The organism is Thermatribacter velox (genome assembly GCF_038396615.1).
Classification (GTDB): Bacteria; Atribacterota; Atribacteria; order Atribacterales; family Thermatribacteraceae; genus Thermatribacter; species Thermatribacter velox.
On record NZ_CP121689.1, the window covers coordinates 464639 to 484011 of the forward strand.

The window sequence follows — 19373 nt, forward strand, 5'->3', positions numbered from 1 at the left end:
AGGGTTCCTCCCTTGAGGTTTTTGTTGCAAAGAATGCCCGGTAATCATTTACCGGGCATTCTTTGCAAGATTTAACGGCGTTTTTATCAATAGGAGAGGATTTCTTCCCAAGTGGTTACTGTCCACTCTGTTTCAAAGAGTTTTTCCACTGCTGGTTTGGCTTTTTCACGGAATGCCTCCTGGTCCACATCTCTAATTACTGTCATTCCAGCTTCTTCAAGCTGCTTGATTATGTCTTCTTCTCCTTCAAGTATTTGCTGGGTACCCCAGTCACAAGCTTCTTTGCCGGCTTCGACGATTATATTCTTATACTCGTCAGGAAGTTTGTCGAAAAACGCTTTGTTGATGGTCAGACCTCCTGTCTGCACCAGATGACCAGTGAGAGAGAGGTATTTCTGCACTTCGTAAAGGTGGAAGGAGTAGATTTGGGTCACATCTCCCTCCGAAGCATCTGCAACGCCGGTCTGGAGAGCTGTAAAGAGCTCTGTAAGGGGCACAGGCACTGGAAGGGCACCGATTTCTTTCCAGACTGCAATCCAGGTGGGAAGCTGAGGAAGTCTCAGTTTTATGCCTTTTACATCATCGGGGGTACGAACAGGCTTGTTGCTGGTAAAATGGCGTAATCCACGGTAAACGATGCCGAGATACATGGTGTTTCCTTTTTTCTCAATTTCTTCGCGCATTTTTTGTCCTAACTCTCCGTAAAAAACTCTCTTAAAGTGTTCCCAATCTTTCATTACGTAAGGAGAGTCAAAGAAATAGTAGTCTGGAGCAAAAGTTTTAATGGGCAATCCGCCTCCTACTTGTGCTTCGACTGCTCCTATGCTGACTGATTCAGTAATTTCTTCTTCAGAACCCATCACACCACCTAAAAAGAGCTCTACTTTTATGGCTCCACCACTTTGTGATTCAACGAGTTCCTTGAACTTTTCTGCAGTTTTACACAGGATGTGTTCAGGCTCAAAAGCACTTGCCAACCTGATGGTAACTTTTTCCTGGGCGCTGATGAGGGAGCTGGAAAAGATTAAACAGAGACTTAAGACAGCTATTATTAACAGGGTTTTTCTGAAGAATTTCACTTGGTTATCCCTCCTTTTTGCTTAACTCGATTTTTAAGCTTCGTAGCGTTGAAAGAAACACAAAAACTTGTAGACCAGGGTTAAGCTGCAGAAATGGCGCTGGTGTTATCGAGGGTATTTTTTGAAAGAAACCACCTCCTCTTTGTTTAGTGAGACACAAAGGGAAACAAAGTTACCAAAGTGAGTATACCATATTGTATACCAATGTCAATTAAAAAACTGCCGTTGTTCCTTTGTGTTTCTGTTTGTGAAGTAAAAGGTAATTTTGGCTTGACATAAGGTATGCAATATGGTATACCACAGTGCATACTGATGGAAGAGGTCAAGACTATGTATCTGGAAAAAATCAAGAAGGAACTTTTTGACTATTTGGTTTCAGATGGTTATCAGAAGAAAAAAGTTTTGATGGTTATCCCCGACACTACCCGCACTGCTCCGGTGGGTAAACTGGTTAGAATTGTCAAAGAAGTGTGCAATCAAAGCGGGGCGCATCTTGATTTGATGATTGCTCTGGGTACCCATCAGCCGCTTTCCAGAGAAACAGTGTTTAGGCACCTTGGAGTGGATAATGAAAGAGAATACCTTGAAGTTTTTGGTGAAACTCGCTGTTTTAACCACACCTGGAATGACCCTTCCTCTCTGGTAGAGCTTGGTTCTTTGTCTCCAGCTCTAGTTAGCGAAGTTAGTAATGGATTGTTAGAAGAAGAAATAAAGATTACCATAAATAAGAAAATATTTGAGTATGACCACTTGATGATTCTTGGCCCGGTTTTTCCTCACGAAATTGCTGGTTTCTCGGGGGGAAGCAAATATTTCTTTCCTGGGATTTCTGGACCAGAAATGATAGATCATACCCACTGGTTGGGAGCTTTAATCACTAATTTGAACATTATTGGCAAGGCCAACAATCCTGTACGTTCCATTCTTGATATGGGGGCTTCGCTGGTTCCTATTCCGGTTACCAACATAGCCTTCGTGGTCCACCAAAATAAGATTGCAGGTATTTTTGTGGGTGAACTGCGAGAAACCTGGCGTAAGGCGGTTGCGCTTTCTGAGAAGTTACACGTCGTTTATAAGCCTCATCCTTATCGCAAAGTGATTGCCTGTGCTCCCAAAATGTATGAAGACCTTTGGACAGGCGGGAAATGCATGTATAAGTGTGAGCCGGTAGTGGAAGACGGGGGAGAACTCGTTATCTATGCACCTCATATTACTTCTCTTTCCTACACGCATGGTCATATCCTTGAAGAAATAGGGTACCATGTTCGTGACTACTACTTGCAAAATATGGAGCAATACAAAGAATATCCCAGAGCGGTCCTTGCGGTATCCACTCTTATTAAGGGACAGGGTACTTATCAGAATGGGATTGAACGACCTCGTATTAAAGTGATTCTGGCTACCGGGATACCACCTGAAGTTTGTGAGAAGGTAGGTTTAGGTTATATCAATCCTGAAAGCATCAATCTATCTGAGTATGAGAACAAAGAAGACGAAGGTATTTTGCTGGTTCCTAAAGCAGGAGAGACATTGTATCGACTGGCAGAATAAAGAATTTAACGTAATATATGACCGAAGTGCCTCAATATGCTCTGCTTGCTGGCTTCGATGTGCTCAGTGATCAGTTTGCAGGCAAGCTCTACATCTCGTTTCTCTATAGCATCTAGAATTGCAAGATGTTCCTGAAGCGCCTTTTTGGCCCTATCTTCAATTGGCGCATCCATAATTCGAAAAACGTTTACCACGTTGGCCAGGTTTTCAAGCATAGCCACTAAACGCCTATTATCGCAGTAACTGGCAATAAGCCTGTGAAATTCCCGATCCATACTTACCAGGTGTTGAATTTCATTTTCAGTAGTGTTAGAGCTATTGTGTTTTACCATATACTTTAAACGTTTGATTTCCGAGGAGGGAATCGAGGGAATTGCCAGTCTAAGCGCTAATCTCTCTAAAGAGGCGCGAATATCGTATATTTCAACGATATCCTTGGCTTTTAACCCTTTCACGTAGGCCCCTCGGTGGGGCATCACTTCTATCAGGTCGTCTTTGGCCAGCTTGTTTAGGGCTTCCCTGATTGGAGTTCTGCTTACGCCAAATTCCTCAGCAAGGTCTCTTTCAATAAGTCGTGTACCGGGTTTTATTTCCCCATTAATAATTTTATTTAAAAGAATTTCGTATATCTTGTTAGACAGAGTATTACCACTCTCAGCTTCAAAGATCATCGCCATTCTCGCTTGTACGGGTTCTTTCTTTTTATTTTCCAAAGGTCAACAAATAATGATATTCTCCAACATCCAGATAATCTTCTTTCTCAAATCCCCAAGTTTCCAGCAATTCTCCCACTTTTTCGGGAGAGAGCCTCATAGAAAGTGGGGGTCCGAAGGGACTTTCCCTGTTTTTAAATTCAATTATAACAATAATTCCTTTTTCTCTGGTAACTCGTACAAGTTCTTTCAGTAACTTCTGGGTTTTCCCTTCAGCGACTATGTCGTGAAAAACATTGGACATAAAGGCAAAGTCAACTTCACCATCACCAATTGGTAAGCCTGAGATTACATCTGTCTCTATTAGAGAAAAGTTCACATTTTTTAGTTTCGAAAGTTCTCCCTCAAGCTTTTTCAGAGCGTCTCTGGAGCGATCTATTGCGTACACTTTTCCTGTTTTCCCACTATTTGTGCGGCTGGTATTGTGAAGCGTCCTGTTCCACAGCCAATATCAAGAAACACATCTCCTTTTTTCAGTCCAATTTTTCTCAGGATCTCAATTGGTTCCATCCAGAAAAAATTTTTGTTTTGCCAGGCGTGATCATGCTTCATATAGAGCACCTCTTTTAGGTGTCATACTGAAAGTAATATAAACCATCAATAAACGCAACTGTTCCCTCGTTCGTGGATATTGACAATGGTATACAATATGGTATACTTCTAAATTGACATTGGGAAAACGGGTGACCCGCATAGATTATTAATTTTACTTCGGGTTTACTCGGGATAAAAGAAGGGGGGTGGAGGCTTCAATCTGCAGGAGTTGTTCCTTCAACCCGCTTTTAGGTCGTTAAACCTACTTCAAAGGTTGTTGATTAATTAATTTTTTTCCAAAAGGAGGGAAAAGGATGAGGCGGTTATGGAGAGCAGTAGTGGTGGTGAGTTTGTTGTGCTTTGGTTTTGTCGGAGTGAGCTGGGGTATGGATTTCGATTCTTTCCTTCAGGAAGCTCAAAAAACGGGGGTTACCATTGAAAAGATCGATGAAGTAATTGCCTGGACAGGGGAATACGGTGGTAAGATGAAACCCAATGGGCCTCTGGCGGGCAAAAAAATAGGCATTCTGGTGGGTTGTGATTTTAGCGATTGGCAAGCTTACTACTTTGCCAATTTTGTAGGCGAGTTCGGAGGAATTCCACAGTTTATACTTTCTAATAACCATCTCTGGAAGGTATCCCGTGCACTCTTTGGTTCTGGTGAACCAGTTGAGCCTACTGGTAGATGGGGCCTTACCTGTACTGCTGGTTTCAGTGGATTGGGCATAAACGGCAGTAGGGTAATAACTCCTGCGGTTCTTCAGCCAGGTAAAGGTCATGTAGCCAGTCTCCCTGTGGCTAACCCCGAAGACTACGATGCCTTGATCATAATAGGTGGTTGGTCTGGCGACATAATGTATGCTGATGATGTGGCAATTAATTTCGTGAAAGCTGTGGTTGACAGGGGAATTCCTGTAGCAGCTATTGGAGAGGGAATTTTACCTTTAATCAAGGTAGGAGCTGTAAACGGGAAAAAAGTCACCGGTAATAGGGTGGTAGACTACATGCTAAAAAGAGTAGCTGATTTCAGGAATGAACCTGTAGTGGTTGATGGAAACTTAATTACTGGTAGAGACACAGTCGATGCTCCTGCTGTTTTGAGGGCTCTGTGCAAAGTTTTTGATCCTAACTTTGTAGATATCCACAAGAATATCCTTAAAGGAAAGAAAGTTATGGTTATGGTAGCAGATGACTTCGAAGATATAGAGCTTTGCTCGCCGGCCCTTGAATTCATGTATCGTGGAGCGGAACTTGTTGTTGGCCTGTTCAAGCCCTATATCCAGTCTCGGCCACCACTGGTGGGTCTGGATGTTAGGATTGGGAACTTTGGAGTGAGCATTCCTTTCCAGGAGATACCCGATAGCTATTACAAGATTATAAAAGCAGAAGACCTCAAAATGAGCGATTTTGATCTTCTCTGGATACCTGGAGCTATGAATCCGTTGCATATTGCTGCACTGCATCGTGACTTTCTCAAGGATGCCTATAATGCAGGCAAAATCGTAGCTGTTATCTGTCACGGACCTATACCGGCAGCGGCAGCAGATCTGGTAGCAGGCAGGTCGGTCGCAGGTTGGTTAGCCTGTACCAGCTCTATTGAACTGTGTGGTGGTAAGTTCATGCCTGATTGGGCTGCAGCCATTGATGGACGGTTGGTAAGTGGTCGTACTCCTCCAGAGGTGCCGGAGTTTGTTGATGCCTGCACCGCAGCATTGCTCAGAAAATAATATTTCAGCAAAGTAGTTTATTTTGGTTTAGCAAAAAGGAGCTGCTAAATAAGCAGCTCCTTTTGTATGATTTTATCGTTTGGCGTCTGCGCGAGAATTTTTCCCACATCTTAATTGTTTTGACTGCTTGGAAACCTGCCAGAATTGTTTTCTTGAGCTTGAAGCTTTCCTGTAACGATGTTAGTATAGAAGCGTCATTTACCTGCTGAGGATGCTTTGGTATTGTCTGGAGACGGGGGGTATGAAGTGTGGATCAGAATGTGATAAAAATTCTTTGTGCACATGGCGTTCCGGAAGAAATGAAAAAACGTTTGGCCGAAATTGGCCAGGTTTTTTCCTTAAACTCCCACGATGAGGTGGAGATTAAAGAGGCCATTCGGGATAAGCACGTTTTTGTGGTGCGTTCCAAGCCCAGAGTTACCAGGGATATTATTGAGAGCGCTTCCCAGCTTAAGGTTGTGGCTCGTCCCGGTGTGGGCATTGACAACATTGATCAGGAAGCCTGCCGGGAAAAGGGCATAAGAATAATCAACACTCCAGAAGCTTCTACTTCCAGCGTGGCAGAGCTTACCATTGGTTTGGCCATTGCTCTTTTGAGGCGTATTTACTACGGGTGTAATCTTTTGAAGCGTGGCGAATGGGTTAAGGGTAAATGTACGGGGCGCACCATTGAGGGCAAGACCTGGGGAGTCATCGGATTTGGAGGTATCGGACGCCGTGTGGCGGAACTGGTAAAGGCTTTTGGTGCCGAAGTATATGCCTATGACCCTTACGTTGAAGAAGGTGTATTTGTTGAAAAGGGTGTCAGGAGAGCGCTTAGCCTTAATGAGCTTTTAGCTAAAAGTGACATTGTCTCTCTCCATGTTGTACTTAACCAGGAGACGGAGAACATGATTTCTGAGGAAGCAATTTCCAAAATGAAAAGAGGTGCTTATCTCATTAATACTTCTCGTGGCAAGGTTGTTGATCAGAAAGCTCTTTATCAGGCTCTCCTCTCTGGCCAGCTGGGTGGTGTTGCTCTGGATGTTTATGATACAGAACCACCTACGGATCAAGAGTTGTTGGGTCTTGAAAACGTGATTTGCACTCCTCATATTGGTGGTAATACTGAAGAGGTTTTCGTGCGGGCGACTGATATTTTGATCGTAAAGCTAAAAGAAGTCCTGGGTCTGAGTGGGGGACAGCCCTTGGGTTATTAGGTGAAGTGCTGTGAAGAAATTTGAAATCATAGACCATACTGCCGATATCGGCCTGATTGCCTGGGGAAGAAGTATGGAGGAGCTCTTCGCCAATGCTGCTTTGGGAATGTTCCATATTATTGCCGATTTGAGGGGTTTTGAAAGCCCGAAAAAGGATTTTGAGAGCGAGGTGAACCTGGAAGCAGGTGATTACGAAGAGCTTCTCGTCAACTGGCTGAATGAGTTGCTTTATCTTTTTGAAGTGGAAAAGGTTTTGCTGAATCATTTTACTGTTGAAAGTGTGGGTCGGTACTTTGTCAGAGCCAGAGTTGCTGGTAACCGCATCAACCCTAAGGAGCATCGTATTCTGAGAGACGTGAAAGCATGTACATATCACCAGGCAAAAGTTGAAGAGGTGCGACCAGGCCTTTTTAGAGCACAGGTTTATTTTGACCTTTAGGGGGTGTGGTCTATGGGTGAGGAATGGAAGGGGCCTTTGCGAAAAGTTGATGAATGGCGGTGGCTTATACCCCGCGATTATAAAAAGGGCATGCGCACTGACGGACTAATATATGCAAGCGAAAGAATGATACGAGATATTCGCAAAGACCAGGCACCGGAGCAGGTGGCCAATGTGGCTTGTCTACCGGGTATTGTTGGCAAGTCACTTGCCATGCCAGATATCCACTGGGGTTATGGCTTTCCGATTGGAGGCGTTGCCGCCACTCGTGTCGAGGACGGCGTTATTTCGCCCGGAGGAGTGGGATTTGATATCAATTGCGGAGTACGAATGTTGGTTACTTCTCTGGAAGAGAAAGAAGTCAGACCAGTGCTTGATAGACTCCTGCGGGTTCTTTTTAGGAATATTCCCTCTGGTGTAGGTTCGGAAGGACGTATTTCTTTTTCGGTGAGTGAACTGAGGAAAGTTATGGAGCAAGGTGCGCAATACATTGTGAAAAGAGGATGGGGTCTTCCTGAGGATACGGAGTGTACTGAAGAGCAGGGTGCTATGCCCGGTGCCAATCCCGATAAAGTGAGTCAGAAAGCGATTGAACGAGGTAAAGACCAGCTGGGGTCTCTTGGTTCGGGGAATCACTTTTTAGAAATTGAGGTAGTGGAAACAGTTTTTAGACCTGATGTGGCCGAGATGTTTGGTCTTTTTAAGAGTCAGGTTGTGGTCATGATCCACACAGGATCCAGGGGGTTTGGGCATCAGATTTGCACTGATAGCCTGAACGTGATGCAGAGTGCTATGCGCAAGTATGGCATTTCTCTTCCTGACCGACAGTTGGCCTGTGCCCCTTTTAATAGTGAGGAAGGCAAGGCTTATTTTGAGAGCATGGTATGTGCTGCAAATTTCGCCTGGGCTAACCGCCAGCTTATTACCCACTGGGTTAGAGAGTCGTTTGAGGAAGTTTTTGGAAAATCTGCTCAAGAGCTGGGCATCAGAGTTCTTTATGATGTGGCACATAACATAGCAAAACTTGAAGAACACGAAGTTGAAGGAGAAAAGGCTAAAGTGGTGGTCCACCGCAAGGGAGCTACTCGTGCTTTTGGTCCAGAGCATCCGGTGTTGCCTCAACGCTACCGGAATATTGGCCAGCCGGTTTTGATACCTGGTGATATGGGGACAGGGTCTTTTGTGCTGGTCGGTACCGAAAGAGCAATGCAGGAAACCTTTGGTTCTACCTGTCATGGAGCGGGTAGGATGATGAGCCGTTCCGAAGCAGACCGCAGGTCACGAGGTAGAGACATAGCTCAGGAGATGGAGGCCAAAGGAGTACTGGTGCTTGCTGAAAGCAAGGCGACGCTTCGTGAGGAAATACCAGAAGCCTATAAGGATGTTTCGCAAGTTGTAGAGGTGGTTGACCGGGCGGGTCTTTCCAGGAAGGTGGTTTATGCTCGTCCTTTGGGCGTCATTAAGGGGTAGGAGGTGGTAGCGTGCTGGATTGGAAATGGGCCAGGGAACATCCTGAGGTGGTCGAAGAAAGTTTGCGTAAAAGGGGCATGGAGCCAGAACTTTTTAGAGAGCTTGTTGGTATTGACGAACGCCGAAGGAGCTTGCAACAAGAAGTGGACGCACTTCGAGCAGAGCGCAACCGCCTTTCGAAGCAGATTGGGCAGTACAAAAGGGAAGGGCACGACCCCTCCCAGCTTCTTGCTGAAGTCCAGGAAATTTCTGAAAAAGTAAAAGAGTTGGAGACCCTTTTAAAAGAAGTTGAGGAAGAATGGAAGGCGAAATTGCTTTTGCTCCCCAATCTCCCCCATGAGAGCGTTCCAGTTGGCAGGGATGAGGCAGATAATCAGGAAGTAAAACGGTGGGGCGAAATACCTGCTTTCACATTTCAACCCCGCCCTCACTGGGAAATTGGTGAAGGGTTAGGCATTATTGACTTTGAACGGGCTGCTAAAATTGCTTCCTCCCGTTTTGCTGTTTTGTGGAAGGCTGGTGCCATGCTGGAGCGAGCATTGATAAATTTTATGCTTGATGTTCATACTCAAAAACACGGTTACACAGAGGTTTTTCCGCCTTTTCTGGTCAATACCCAGGCTATGATTGGCACCGGGCAGTTGCCAAAATTTTACGAGGACCTGTATCACTGTCAGGACGACCTGCACCTTATACCTACAGCAGAGGTTCCGGTAACCAATCTTCATAGCAACGAAATTCTTAGAGAGGAAGATTTACCGCTCCGTTACGTAGCATACAGTGCCTGCTTTCGAAGAGAGGCTGGCTCCTACGGCAAGGATGTGAGAGGACTGATTCGGCAACACCAGTTCAACAAAGTGGAACTGGTTAAGTTTACTCGCCCTGAAGAATCGTATCAGGAATTGGAAACCTTGCTACAGGATGCAGAGGAAATTCTACGGCTTCTTGGATTGCCTTATCGAGTGGTGGTTTTATGTACTGGTGATTTGGGTTTTGCTGCTGCTAAAACATACGATATAGAAGTGTGGATTCCCTCTCAAAACAGGTATCGTGAAATTTCTTCCTGTAGCAATTTCGAAGATTTTCAGGCTCGACGTGCCAATATTCGTTACCGTTTGAAAAATGGAAGTTTGGGCTATGTGCATACTCTGAATGGTTCTGGTCTGGCAGTTGGCAGAACCCTGGTGGCCATCCTTGAGAATTATCAGCAAGAAGATGGTGCGGTAATCATTCCTGAAGCTTTGCGACCGTACATGCACGGTATGGAAGTGATTACTCCCCAGTTTGAGGTGAAGTGAATGGATAGAGTTGGTGTGGGTATCGTGGGTTTTGGCTTTATAGGTCGAATCCATGCGCTGGCTTTTTCGTCTTTGCCGTACTATTACCATGGTTTGCCTCTTTTACCCGAGATAAGGGGTATTTGTACTTTGCGTCCTGAAACTGCACGCAAAGCCCAGGAAGAAACAGGGGTTCCCTTTGTTACTTCGACCTTTGAAGAACTTGTTGAGCGTAAGGATATAGATATCGTCGTAGTTGCTGTGCCAAACGCCTTGCATCGCCGTGTAGTGGAGAGAGCCGCTTTGTGTGGTAAAGCAGTGTACTGCGATAAGCCACTGGCTGCCAACCTTGATGAGGCTTCTTCCATGTGGCAGGTGGTCAAGAATTCTGGCATCCCTTTTGGCATGGCTTTTCAAAATCGTTTTGCTCCTGCCATTTTGAAAGCTAAATCCCTTCTTGAAGAGGGTCGTCTGGGACGCATTTTCAGAATTAGAGCCCTGTATCTCCACTCCGGGTACATAAATCCGGAACGGCCGATAAGCTGGAGAATGCAAAAAGAGCTGGCTGGTGGAGGCGCACTCGCTGACCTGGGTTCACACCTTATTGACCTCATTCATTTTCTGGTGGGCGATTTTCAGCTTCTTTCAGCCTGGGGAGAAACTTTTATAAAAGAGCGACCCAGTCTGGATGATGCCTTAAAAAAGGAAAGGGTAACGGTTGATGACTGGGCGTTAATCGATTTTCGCCTGAGCGAAGGGGGATGGGGAAGTATCGAGTGTAGCCGTTTCGCAACTGGTTCCTGCGACGAACTACGCATAGAAATAGAAGGGAGCAAAGGAGCGCTACGCTATAACTCTATGCAACCCAACTTTCTCGAATTTTACGACACTCAAGACCCTGGAGGTGCTCTGGGAGGACAGAGAGGGTTTAAGGCTCTGGAAGTTGTGCAACAGTATCCTCCACCCAGTGCTCTGCCTGGCAAATTTGCAGTAGGGTGGGTTCGCTCCCATATTGCCTGTGTTCATGACTTCATACTGCGGTTAAGCGGCAGGGAGAGTTTTGGTGCAACCATTGATGATGGCCTACGGGTTCAGGAAGTACTGCATTCAGCTTACACTTTGATGGGGCTCTAGTTGCTCTGTGGCAAAGGAATAAGTTGAAAAAAGCGCGGGTAGTTACTATAATGAAATAAGCTTGGAGAGGTGTCCGAACTGGCAAGGAGCCGGTCTTGAAAACCGGTTAAGGCCGCAAGGCTGTGCGGGTTCGAGTCCCGCCCTCTCCGCCAGTTTTCAGAAGTCAGTCATCTTTGCTTGTCCTTTTATTTGTCTTATGGGGAAAACTATTGCTATCGCCAACCAAAAAGGTGGAGTGGGAAAGACTACAACTGCTATCAACTTGGGAGCTTGTCTTGCAGAGCTTGGCAAGAGAGTTTTGCTTGTGGATATAGACCCACAGGGGAATACCACCAGTGGGCTGGGTTTTAACCGGGCAGATATCGACCACTGTGTTTACGACCTTCTTTTGGGAAATGCCAGCCCTGGAGAGGTTTTAAAGAAAACATCTCTCCAGGGCTTTTTTTTAGTGCCTGCGACAATTCGGCTGGCTGGAGCCGAAGTGGAACTGGTCTCTATGGTGGGTCGTGAAAATCGGCTCAAGGAAGCTATGAAGACCCTGAACCAGGATTTTGATTTTGTCCTCATTGATTGTCCCCCTTCCTTGGGTCTTTTAACGCTCAATGCTCTTGCCTGGGCAACAGATGTGCTGGTTCCTATTCAGTGTGAATATTACGCTCTTGAAGGACTGGGCCAGCTAACTAATACTCTGAATATGGTGCGAAACTTTCTAAATCCTTCTCTAAAGTTGTTTGGAGTTTTGCTTACCATGTTTGATGTGCGGACTGCTCTCTCTCAGCAGGTGGGAGAGGAGGTAAGGAGGGTTTTCAAGGAAAAAGTGTTCAGAACCGTTATTCCAAGAAATGTGCGGCTGAGTGAAGCCCCCAGTCATGGTTTGCCCATTATCCTTTATGATAACAGCTCAAAAGGCGCCATGGCTTATCGAGAACTTGCCCGGGAGGTCTTAGAGAGGAATGAGTAGGAAGGCTTTGGGCAAGGGGCTTGGAGCATTAATACCTGGGGTTGGCACTCTTGGAGCACGCACCATTCAAGAGGTTGAAATAGAGCGTATTCGAGAGAATCCATTGCAACCCCGGAAAGAGTTTACGGAAGAGGGACTTGCCGAACTTACGCAGTCGATTTTGAGTTATGGCATTTTACAGCCACTTCTGGTCAGAAGATTGAACGAAGAGGAATTTGAGCTTATTGCGGGGGAAAGGCGTCTGAGGGCCGCCAAAAGGGCTGGTTTAAAGACGGTTCCAGTTATCGTTGAAGAAGCGGAAGAAAGCAAAAAGCTGGAGCTTGCTCTGGTTGAGAACCTTCAGAGAGAAGACTTAAATCCTATCGAGATGGCTGAAGGCTTGCAAAGATTGATCGATGATTTCGGCCTGACCCATGAAGAGGTAGCCCAGCGAGTTGGTAAAAATCGTTCCACCATTTCCAATTTGCTTCGTTTGCTTTCTCTTCCTGAGCCGGTTAAAGAGAAAGTGCGTCAGGGTAAGATTTCGGTTGGTCATGCCAAGGCTCTCCTGAGTCTTGAGGATGAAAAAGAGCAGGTAGAATTAGCCCAGAACATCGTTGAAAAATCTCTTTCGGTCAGGGAAGTTGAGAAAAAGGTTAAAGAACTGAGCAAGAGAAAAGCTGCTTCTGCTTTAAAGTTTAGAGGTGTGATTTCTTTTGTTGAGGAAGAGAAAAGTGTGGAAGAACTTTTAACCCGTTTCCTGGGAGCCCGGGTTCAGGTGGGAGGAGGAAAAATCGTCATTCATTATCACAGCGAAGAAGAATTGCGTCGCCTTTATTCTCTGATTACTGAAAGTTATATAAAGTGAGGGGATGGGGTTTTGCTTGGTAAAAAGAAGCATTTCACTGTTTTCTGGTATTCTCCTAAGGAGGGGTATTTTAAAAAAATTCATTTACGCTGGCAACTGGTTTTCTGGGCTTTGGTAGTATTTGTTGTGGGGGTCGGGGCTGGAGTAGGTGGGGTTTTGTGGTATCAGAGCAGGATGCGCAGGGAGCTTTGTTATGCTGTTGAGCGGGCAGAAAGTTTAAAGAAAGAGATAATACTTCTTGAGAACCAGAAAAGAGAGCAGGAAGAGCGGTTACAGGCCTTAAATCAGAAAGCACAGAATATTTTGCAAGAGCTTTCTGCGTTGCGTGAGCTGGACCAGAAAGTGCGCACTTTGCTTGAGAAAGACCTGCAGTCTCGTTTCAACAAAATAGGTATTAATCTTTCTCTTGCCGGAGCTTCTCCAGAGATTTACGTACCTCTTGACCGGTTTATGGAAATGGGATTTCCGCTTTTTGTGGTTGGTGCAGGTGGTCCACTTTTCATGGAGTTTCCTTCTGCGACTTTGCCGGTTTTACCGCGAGTGGTGGATCCCACTTTTGCTCAGCGTTCTCGGATGCTTGATGATACGTTGTCCTGGATGCAGGCAGAAATTTTGGCTCGTCAGCATTCTTTTGAGGAAATTTTACAAGTGATTCAGCGTAAAGAGGAACTGCTTAATCTGGTACCTATGCGCTGGCCAACCTGGGGTCGGATTTCTTCAAACTTTGGTTGGCGTAAAGACCCCTTCACCGGTCTGCGTGCTTGGCATACGGGTGTAGATATTGCAGCTCCTCTGGGAAGGAACGTGGTGAGCACTGCAGAAGGTAAGGTGGTTTTTGCGGGCTGGAACGGCAATTATGGAAAATGTGTAATTGTAAGGCATCAGTTTGGATATGAAACGGTTTATGGACATCTTTCCCAGATTCTGGTGAGGGTTGGAGATCAGGTTAAGAAGAACCAGATTATCGGTAAGGTTGGAAGTACAGGAAGAAGTACTGGTCCGCATCTTCATTATGAGGTGCGAAGATATGGAAAAGTCATTAATCCTTGGCCATATTTGCCTTGAGTTTGGGAACTAAAATCCAGGAGTAGATATATAAAATTCACTGATAATCTTCCGCTCAGTCCTGATGCTGGAAAGGAGGTAGCTCGATGAGCAGAAGAGTTTGGTTTGTAAGTGTGGGGATTCTGGTTTTGGTTTTTACACTGCTTTTTGTCTTGGGTTCTTCGGCTTTTTCTCTGGTTTCCAAAGTTACCATTGAAAGTGTGGATTTGCAGAGAGTTGCTGGCGAAGATTTTGTTACCATTTACTTTAAGGTGCTGAGTGAGGGGCAGGGTGAGAAAGTTTATCTTCAAGCATCCACTGATTACGAAAATGATGAATATTTTACTCCTCCTCTTGAATTTACCTGTACCCAAGGAGAGCAGGTTTTCACGGTCACTCTGCGTAAGAGTGACTTTGTGCTGATTGACAAAACTAAAAATATTGAAGAAGAGTTGCCCCAGTTTGTGCCTGAGAGAGAATTGGTGGTTTATGTGTATGAGAGAAAGCTCTCTGAAGAAGACGAAAGTTTAACCGAGGACGCTAAAAAGGAAATCAAAGAAAAAGGTTACGCTTTGCGAGGCATTCTTGCCAAGGCCACAGTAAGCATAAAGTTTGAAAGCGGGCAAAAAGAAGAGGCGGGGAGTTGACCCGCCTCTTCTTTATAGCTTGTCTATGTCGGGAACACTCCCATCTTTGAGGCGGTAAAGCATTTCTCCTGCTCGGTGTACAACCAGAATTCCTTCCTCTTCACGATTCTCATATTTTGAAATATCGATGCTTCTATAATCCAGATATCCCAGATTTATCTTTTCGCAAACTTCTCGGGGAATACCGGTAGCCAGTATGACCTCTATCCGGGGGTATTCTTTCCCATCGATATACTTTCCTATGCCCTTTACGTGTGTGGAGTGAGCCAGCACACTCCATGGATAATGGTAATATTTATCCCACTGTTTTACAAAGAAGTCTCTTACGTGATAACCAATTTCCTTTAGATATCTGCCGTGAGTTACCGAGATTTCTTTGATATGAGGAGCATAGATGATTAAGGTTCCTCCATCCGCAACCACCGGCTCCAGCTTGTACATGCATTTTCCACCTACCCACAGCTCATTGTACATGGGTGGAGCTATGGATAAGACAGTGTGGAAGGCTCTTTCTTTCCATACGATATTCACCTGCGAAGAAAGATCTGCAGCTTTGCTCCAGGCTTCCTGGGGATCTCCCAGGAAAAGGCCACAGGGTTCTTCGCCACGCATTACCAGACACAATGCAGTGATGGGAATGTTTATGAAAGTAGCTGCCCTGTTGAGGATAGCCCGGGTGGGGGTTTCCTTATGTCCAATTGTTTTGGGGTTGGTAATAAGTGCTGCAAGCCAGTGGTATTTGTCTATGATTTCGGCTCCCGAAATCCCTGGGAAGAGATATTTATATCCTCCTGAGAACCCAACCACTTCGTGCGGAAACACAGGTCCTATGATGAGAAGCTCGTCATAGTTAAACACCAGGCGATTTATAGTTACTGGAATCTCTTCTTCAAGCAACCCTCCCGAGATTTCTTTTACTTCCTCTTTGGATATGGTGCCCACTTTCTCCAGCTCTTCGGGATTTTGAAAGTGGTGATTAAAAACTCTGGTGCCCAGGTTTTCTGCTTCTTTAAAAGTTACCCCCAGATGATTTCTAAGCTCCTGGTCGGTCATCGGTGGATGAGTTCCCAGAGCAATTATAAAGTCCAACTGCCTGGTTCTGGGTAAGAGGTGTTTGATGAGTGCCTCGAATATATCTTTCATGGGTAAGGTGCGAGTGGCATCAGGAATGATGGCCAGTATTTTTTTGTTGCTTGCAGGATAGGTTTGTAACGCTTCAATCAGAATTTCTCTGAACTCGTGGGGATTAAAATTGTTTTCCGGTTTTTCCCGGCTAAAGAGCAACATGGCTCATTCCTCCCATATAGTATGAAAGACCCCTTCTTTATCAACCCGCTGGTAGGTGTGGGCTCCAAAGAAATCTCGTTGGGCCTGGATAAGGTTTGCCGGCAGATTTTCACTTTTCCAGGAATCAAGATAGGCCAGAGAAGTACTCAGGACTGACGCCGGGATTTCTTTTTCGATAGATAGGGCAACTATTTCCCGGAGCTTCGGCGTTCGTCTTTGGATTTCGTTAAGGAAAGTGGGCGAGAAAAGAAGGATTTCTCCTTCTCCATTCTGGAGAGCTTGCTGTATTTGGTTGAGCATCCGTGCTCGCAGTATGCAACCTCCTTTCCAGATGCGAACCACCTCAGGGAGACTTAGTCCATACTGCATTTCTTGAGAAGCCACTTTTAAAAGGTGCAGTCCCTCACTGAAAGCAACCACCATGCTTACAAAAAGGGCATCTTTGATTTTTTCTTTGTGCTGTTCATCGAAGTTGATTGGTGCTGCCTCTTTGTTTTTCCAGAGCGATGCAAATTGAACCCTTTCCTGTTTAAAAGAAGAAATGGTACGAGCAATTACAGATTGGTTGATGACTGGGGTGGGCACTCCAAAGTCAAAAGCAGTTTGAGAGGTCCATTTTCCCGTCCCTTTCTGTTCTGCCTGATCCAGAATCAACTCTACCAGGGGTTTTCGGGTTTCCGGATCACTGACTTTAAATATTTTGGCAGTTATCTCAATGAGATAGGAGGCAATTTCTGATTGATTGAATTCTTCAAATATTTTTCCGATTGCCTCGCTGGAGAGACGATATGCTTTACGGAGCAAGTCATATGCCTCGGCAATGGCTTGCATGAAAGCATATTCAATGCCGTTGTGAACCATTTTAACGAAATGGCCTGCTGAGCGAGGCCCGAGATAAGTACAACAGGGTCCATCTTCTACCTGAGCTGCCGCTTTTTCGAAGATTTCTTTTACCAATGCATAACCTTCCTCGTGGCCTCCAGGCATGATGGATGGGCCATGCAATGCACCATATTCTCCACCGCTTATTCCTGTACCCAGGAAAAGCAATCCTTGCTTTTCCACCTTTTTTATACGCCGTTCGGTATCCTGGTAAAAAGAGTTGCCGCCGTCTATGATGAGGTCTCCAGGTTCAAGGAGTTCCAAAAGTTTGTCAATGAATTCGTCAACTGCTGCTCCTGCTTTGACCATTAACATCGCTTTACGAGGCTTTTTGAGAGAAGCGACGAATTCTTTCAGGGTGTAAGTGGGTACGATTGATTCCTTTTCAACTCTTTTCATCAGTTCGTCGGTTCGGGAAGCTGTGCGGTTGAATACTGCTACCTGAAAACCCTTGCGAGCAATATTCAGGGCTAAGTTTTGTCCCATAACCGCCATTCCAATTATGCCAATATCGCAGGAACCGTGCATGATTTACCTCCTTCCAGTTTTACAGAGGACAGCTGGAACACATTTGGACTTTTCTTTATTATATCAATCGCAATTCGGAAAGCAGATTCTTAAGGTAGGTGGAAGTTTGCCTGGCTGCTCCAAGAAAACTGGGTTTTTGGATTATTTCTGCCGAAATAAAGCCCTGATAGTTTATTTCCTGCAGGGCTTGCAGTAGAGGTTTGAAGTCCAAATGCCCAAATCCCGGTGCCCAGCGGTTGCTGTCAGCAATGTGAAAGTGCCAGAGTCGCTGGTTTGCCTTTACAATGCTCTGGTAGAGATTCACCTCCTCTATGTTCATGTGAAAGCTGTCAGCGAGGATACCAATGTTGTCTACTCCAAGTTCCTGAAGGAACTGTAAGGTCTCTTCAATGGTGTGCAGGAAATTTACTTCGTAGCGATTGAGGGGCTCAACGACTATTTTCACGCCCTTTTTCTGGGCCAACTTACCACAGTCGATGAGAGCTTTTTTAAAGCGTTCCAAAGCTTCGTTTCTCTTTTCTTTTTCTGTTTCGGTGGGAAGGTTGCCACGCAGGAGGCCAACGATCACTATGCTGTTCAAGTGGCTGGCAAAAAGAATGTGTTCTTTAAGGCGAGCAACAGCTTTTTCCCATATTTTGTTGTTGAGACTGCTCAGACTTAATCCTTCTTCAATAAAAGCTTGCCCGGTTCCTATGGCTGGGACTGCCAATTCCAGCTCTTTCACGGTGTTGATTATCTTTTCCTGGTCAATGCTTTGAGGGTCTCTTATGGCGAGTTCTATTCCTTCATAACCCAGGCTTTTAAGGGTGGAAGCGATATCCTGAAACGACTCTCCGAAGGCTATGGCTCCAAACTGCGTTTTCTGGATGGAAACTGCGAAACTGGTTTTCATGTTTTCTCACTCCTTTCTATTTTGAGGAGGAGCGCAGGTTTTGCGAATGACGAGCTTGGGTGGGAAAACAATTTGCTGACGAAGGCCTTTCTTTTGGGGGTCGAGTATTTTATCTATGAGTATTTTTCCGCTCAGGGCGCCTAACTCAGGTATTGATTGCGAAATGGTGGTTAGCTGAATGGACTTGATGGCACTAAGAGGTATGTCATCAAAGCCTATTACCGAAATTTCCTGTGGAACTTCAACTCCGTGCTCTCGACAGGCTTCAATGAGTCCTATGGCCATGTTGTCGTTGGCGCAGAAGACTGCGGTGGGACGATTTTCTCTCAGACTCAGCATTTTTATCCCTTCCTGGTATCCTCCTTCCATTCTGAATTCGCCGCAAAAGAGATATTCTTCATGTACAGGAAGTCCACTTTCCATCAATGCTTTTTTGTAACCTTCGAAGCGATCGAAATTGGAAGAGGTACTCCAGCGCCCGCCCAGGTAAGCAATTTTCTCATGCCCTAAGGATATGAGGTATTTGGTGGCTACATACCCTCCCTGAACGTTGTCCACCATGACGTAGTCATAAAGCTCTCGTTCCTGGGGAAGGCGGGATACAAACACAAATGGTATATCGGCCTCCTTCAGTTCCTGTAGGAGGTGAATGTTGTCGCTGTCCATCTGAGTAGCAGCAAGGATGATACCGTCCACCTTTTTATCGATGAGAGAGCGCACATAGAACTCTTCCTCTTCTTTTCTACCATCGGTGCTACAGAGGAAAATATAATACTGGTGAGCTCGACACACTTCTTCGATGCTTTTGACCATGACTGCATAGAAGGGGTTAGTTATATCAGAAACCACTACTCCTATGATGCCAGTTTTTCGAATGTTTAGCGCCCTGGCCATAGGGTTGGGACGATAGTTGGTGGCCCTAATCACAGAAAGCACTCTTTCTCGGGTTCTTGGAGCAACTTTTTCTGGATTGTTTAAGACCCGGGATACAGTGGCCTTAGACACTCCGGCTTTTTGAGCTATATCATTTATGGTTAAAGATTTTTTTTGTCTACCACTCATATGCATCCTCACATTCGTGAAACTACTTTCAATAAAATCTCTTTTCCCATTATATAGCTTTACGAAAATAAAGCAAGCTCTTAAAGGGTGTTTTTGTTGT

The 19373-nt window shown here is 45.3% G+C and carries 19 protein-coding genes and 1 tRNA gene; 12 read left to right on the forward strand and 8 right to left on the reverse strand.

Annotated features, from left to right (window positions below; translation table 11 throughout):
• Positions 1-86 precede the first annotated feature (86 nt).
• The gene (locus QBE54_RS02245) at positions 87-1079 is read right to left on the reverse strand and encodes a TRAP transporter substrate-binding protein (RefSeq protein WP_369018736.1); all 993 of its coding nucleotides are present in this window, start codon (positions 1077-1079) and stop codon (positions 87-89) included.
• 282 nt (positions 1080-1361) lie between these two features.
• Here QBE54_RS02245 and QBE54_RS02250 point away from each other — a divergent pair, with 282 nt between their 5' ends.
• Complete coding sequence (locus QBE54_RS02250; RefSeq protein ID WP_369018737.1) at positions 1362-2630, forward strand: lactate racemase domain-containing protein; 1269 nt, start codon at positions 1362-1364, stop codon at positions 2628-2630.
• Between the two features lie 5 nt (positions 2631-2635).
• On the opposite strand, the gene QBE54_RS02255 is transcribed toward QBE54_RS02250, so the two are convergent.
• Genes QBE54_RS02255 through QBE54_RS02265 form a run of 3 tightly spaced genes read right to left on the reverse strand, consistent with a single transcriptional unit; the run spans position 2636 to position 3895 of the window.
• A complete protein-coding gene (locus tag QBE54_RS02255) occupies positions 2636-3343 on the reverse strand; it encodes a GntR family transcriptional regulator (RefSeq protein WP_369018738.1) in 708 nt (235 codons plus the stop codon).
• Entirely contained in the window at positions 3333-3731 is a 399-nt protein-coding gene (locus tag QBE54_RS02260) for a class I SAM-dependent methyltransferase (protein WP_369018739.1), read from the reverse strand. The genes QBE54_RS02255 and QBE54_RS02260 overlap by 11 nt, the downstream gene beginning before the upstream one ends.
• Complete coding sequence (locus tag QBE54_RS02265; protein ID WP_369018740.1) at positions 3719-3895, reverse strand: hypothetical protein; 177 nt, start codon at positions 3893-3895, stop codon at positions 3719-3721. Before QBE54_RS02265 ends, QBE54_RS02260 begins: the two co-directional genes overlap by 13 nt.
• Positions 3896-4191: 296 nt before the next feature.
• Between QBE54_RS02265 and QBE54_RS02270 the strand changes: the two genes are divergently transcribed.
• From QBE54_RS02270 to QBE54_RS02320, 11 genes are all read left to right on the forward strand, one after another.
• Positions 4192-5604, forward strand: coding sequence for a DJ-1/PfpI family protein (locus QBE54_RS02270; protein WP_369018741.1), 1413 nt, complete (start codon positions 4192-4194; stop codon positions 5602-5604).
• Between the two features lie 248 nt (positions 5605-5852).
• Positions 5853-6803, forward strand: a complete 951-nt coding sequence (locus QBE54_RS02275; RefSeq protein ID WP_369018742.1) for an NAD(P)-dependent oxidoreductase — start codon at positions 5853-5855, stop codon at positions 6801-6803.
• Between the two features lie 10 nt (positions 6804-6813).
• Entirely contained in the window at positions 6814-7242 is a 429-nt protein-coding gene (locus tag QBE54_RS02280; protein ID WP_369018743.1) for an archease, read from the forward strand.
• A gap of 12 nt (positions 7243-7254) precedes the next feature.
• Complete coding sequence (locus tag QBE54_RS02285; protein ID WP_369018744.1) at positions 7255-8712, forward strand: RtcB family protein; 1458 nt, start codon at positions 7255-7257, stop codon at positions 8710-8712.
• A gap of 11 nt (positions 8713-8723) precedes the next feature.
• Complete coding sequence (serS, locus tag QBE54_RS02290; protein WP_369018745.1) at positions 8724-10010, forward strand: serine--tRNA ligase; 1287 nt, start codon at positions 8724-8726, stop codon at positions 10008-10010.
• Complete coding sequence (locus QBE54_RS02295; protein ID WP_369018746.1) at positions 10011-11123, forward strand: Gfo/Idh/MocA family protein; 1113 nt, start codon at positions 10011-10013, stop codon at positions 11121-11123. It abuts the gene before it with no gap.
• Positions 11124-11186: 63 nt separating this feature from the next.
• Positions 11187-11275, forward strand: a tRNA-Ser gene (locus tag QBE54_RS02300).
• A gap of 44 nt (positions 11276-11319) precedes the next feature.
• A complete protein-coding gene (locus tag QBE54_RS02305; RefSeq protein WP_369018747.1) occupies positions 11320-12084 on the forward strand; it encodes a ParA family protein in 765 nt (254 codons plus the stop codon).
• On the forward strand, positions 12077-12931 hold the full coding sequence (locus QBE54_RS02310; RefSeq protein WP_369018748.1) for a ParB/RepB/Spo0J family partition protein: 855 nt from the start codon (positions 12077-12079) through the stop codon (positions 12929-12931). Before QBE54_RS02305 ends, QBE54_RS02310 begins: the two co-directional genes overlap by 8 nt.
• A 12-nt stretch (positions 12932-12943) precedes the next feature.
• Positions 12944-13996, forward strand: a complete 1053-nt coding sequence (locus QBE54_RS02315) for a peptidoglycan DD-metalloendopeptidase family protein (RefSeq protein ID WP_369018749.1) — start codon at positions 12944-12946, stop codon at positions 13994-13996.
• Positions 13997-14082: 86 nt separating this feature from the next.
• A complete protein-coding gene (locus QBE54_RS02320; RefSeq protein ID WP_369018750.1) occupies positions 14083-14622 on the forward strand; it encodes a hypothetical protein in 540 nt (179 codons plus the stop codon).
• 12 nt (positions 14623-14634) lie between these two features.
• Here QBE54_RS02320 and QBE54_RS02325 read toward each other — a convergent pair whose 3' ends face one another.
• The 4 genes from QBE54_RS02325 to QBE54_RS02340 are packed head-to-tail and all read right to left on the reverse strand — an operon-like array spanning position 14635 to position 19273.
• On the reverse strand, positions 14635-15909 hold the full coding sequence (locus tag QBE54_RS02325; RefSeq protein ID WP_369018751.1) for a lactate racemase domain-containing protein: 1275 nt from the start codon (positions 15907-15909) through the stop codon (positions 14635-14637).
• 3 nt (positions 15910-15912) lie between these two features.
• On the reverse strand, positions 15913-17319 hold the full coding sequence (gndA, locus tag QBE54_RS02330) for an NADP-dependent phosphogluconate dehydrogenase (RefSeq protein ID WP_369018752.1): 1407 nt from the start codon (positions 17317-17319) through the stop codon (positions 15913-15915).
• Between the two features lie 58 nt (positions 17320-17377).
• Positions 17378-18211: a 5-keto-L-gluconate epimerase gene (iolO, locus tag QBE54_RS02335; protein ID WP_369018753.1), complete on the reverse strand. Its 834-nt coding sequence runs from the start codon at positions 18209-18211 to the stop codon at positions 17378-17380.
• Between the two features lie 6 nt (positions 18212-18217).
• Positions 18218-19273 (reverse strand): LacI family DNA-binding transcriptional regulator, encoded by a 1056-nt coding sequence (locus tag QBE54_RS02340; protein WP_369018754.1) that lies wholly within the window; start codon positions 19271-19273, stop codon positions 18218-18220.
• Between the last annotated feature and the right edge of the window lie 100 nt (positions 19274-19373).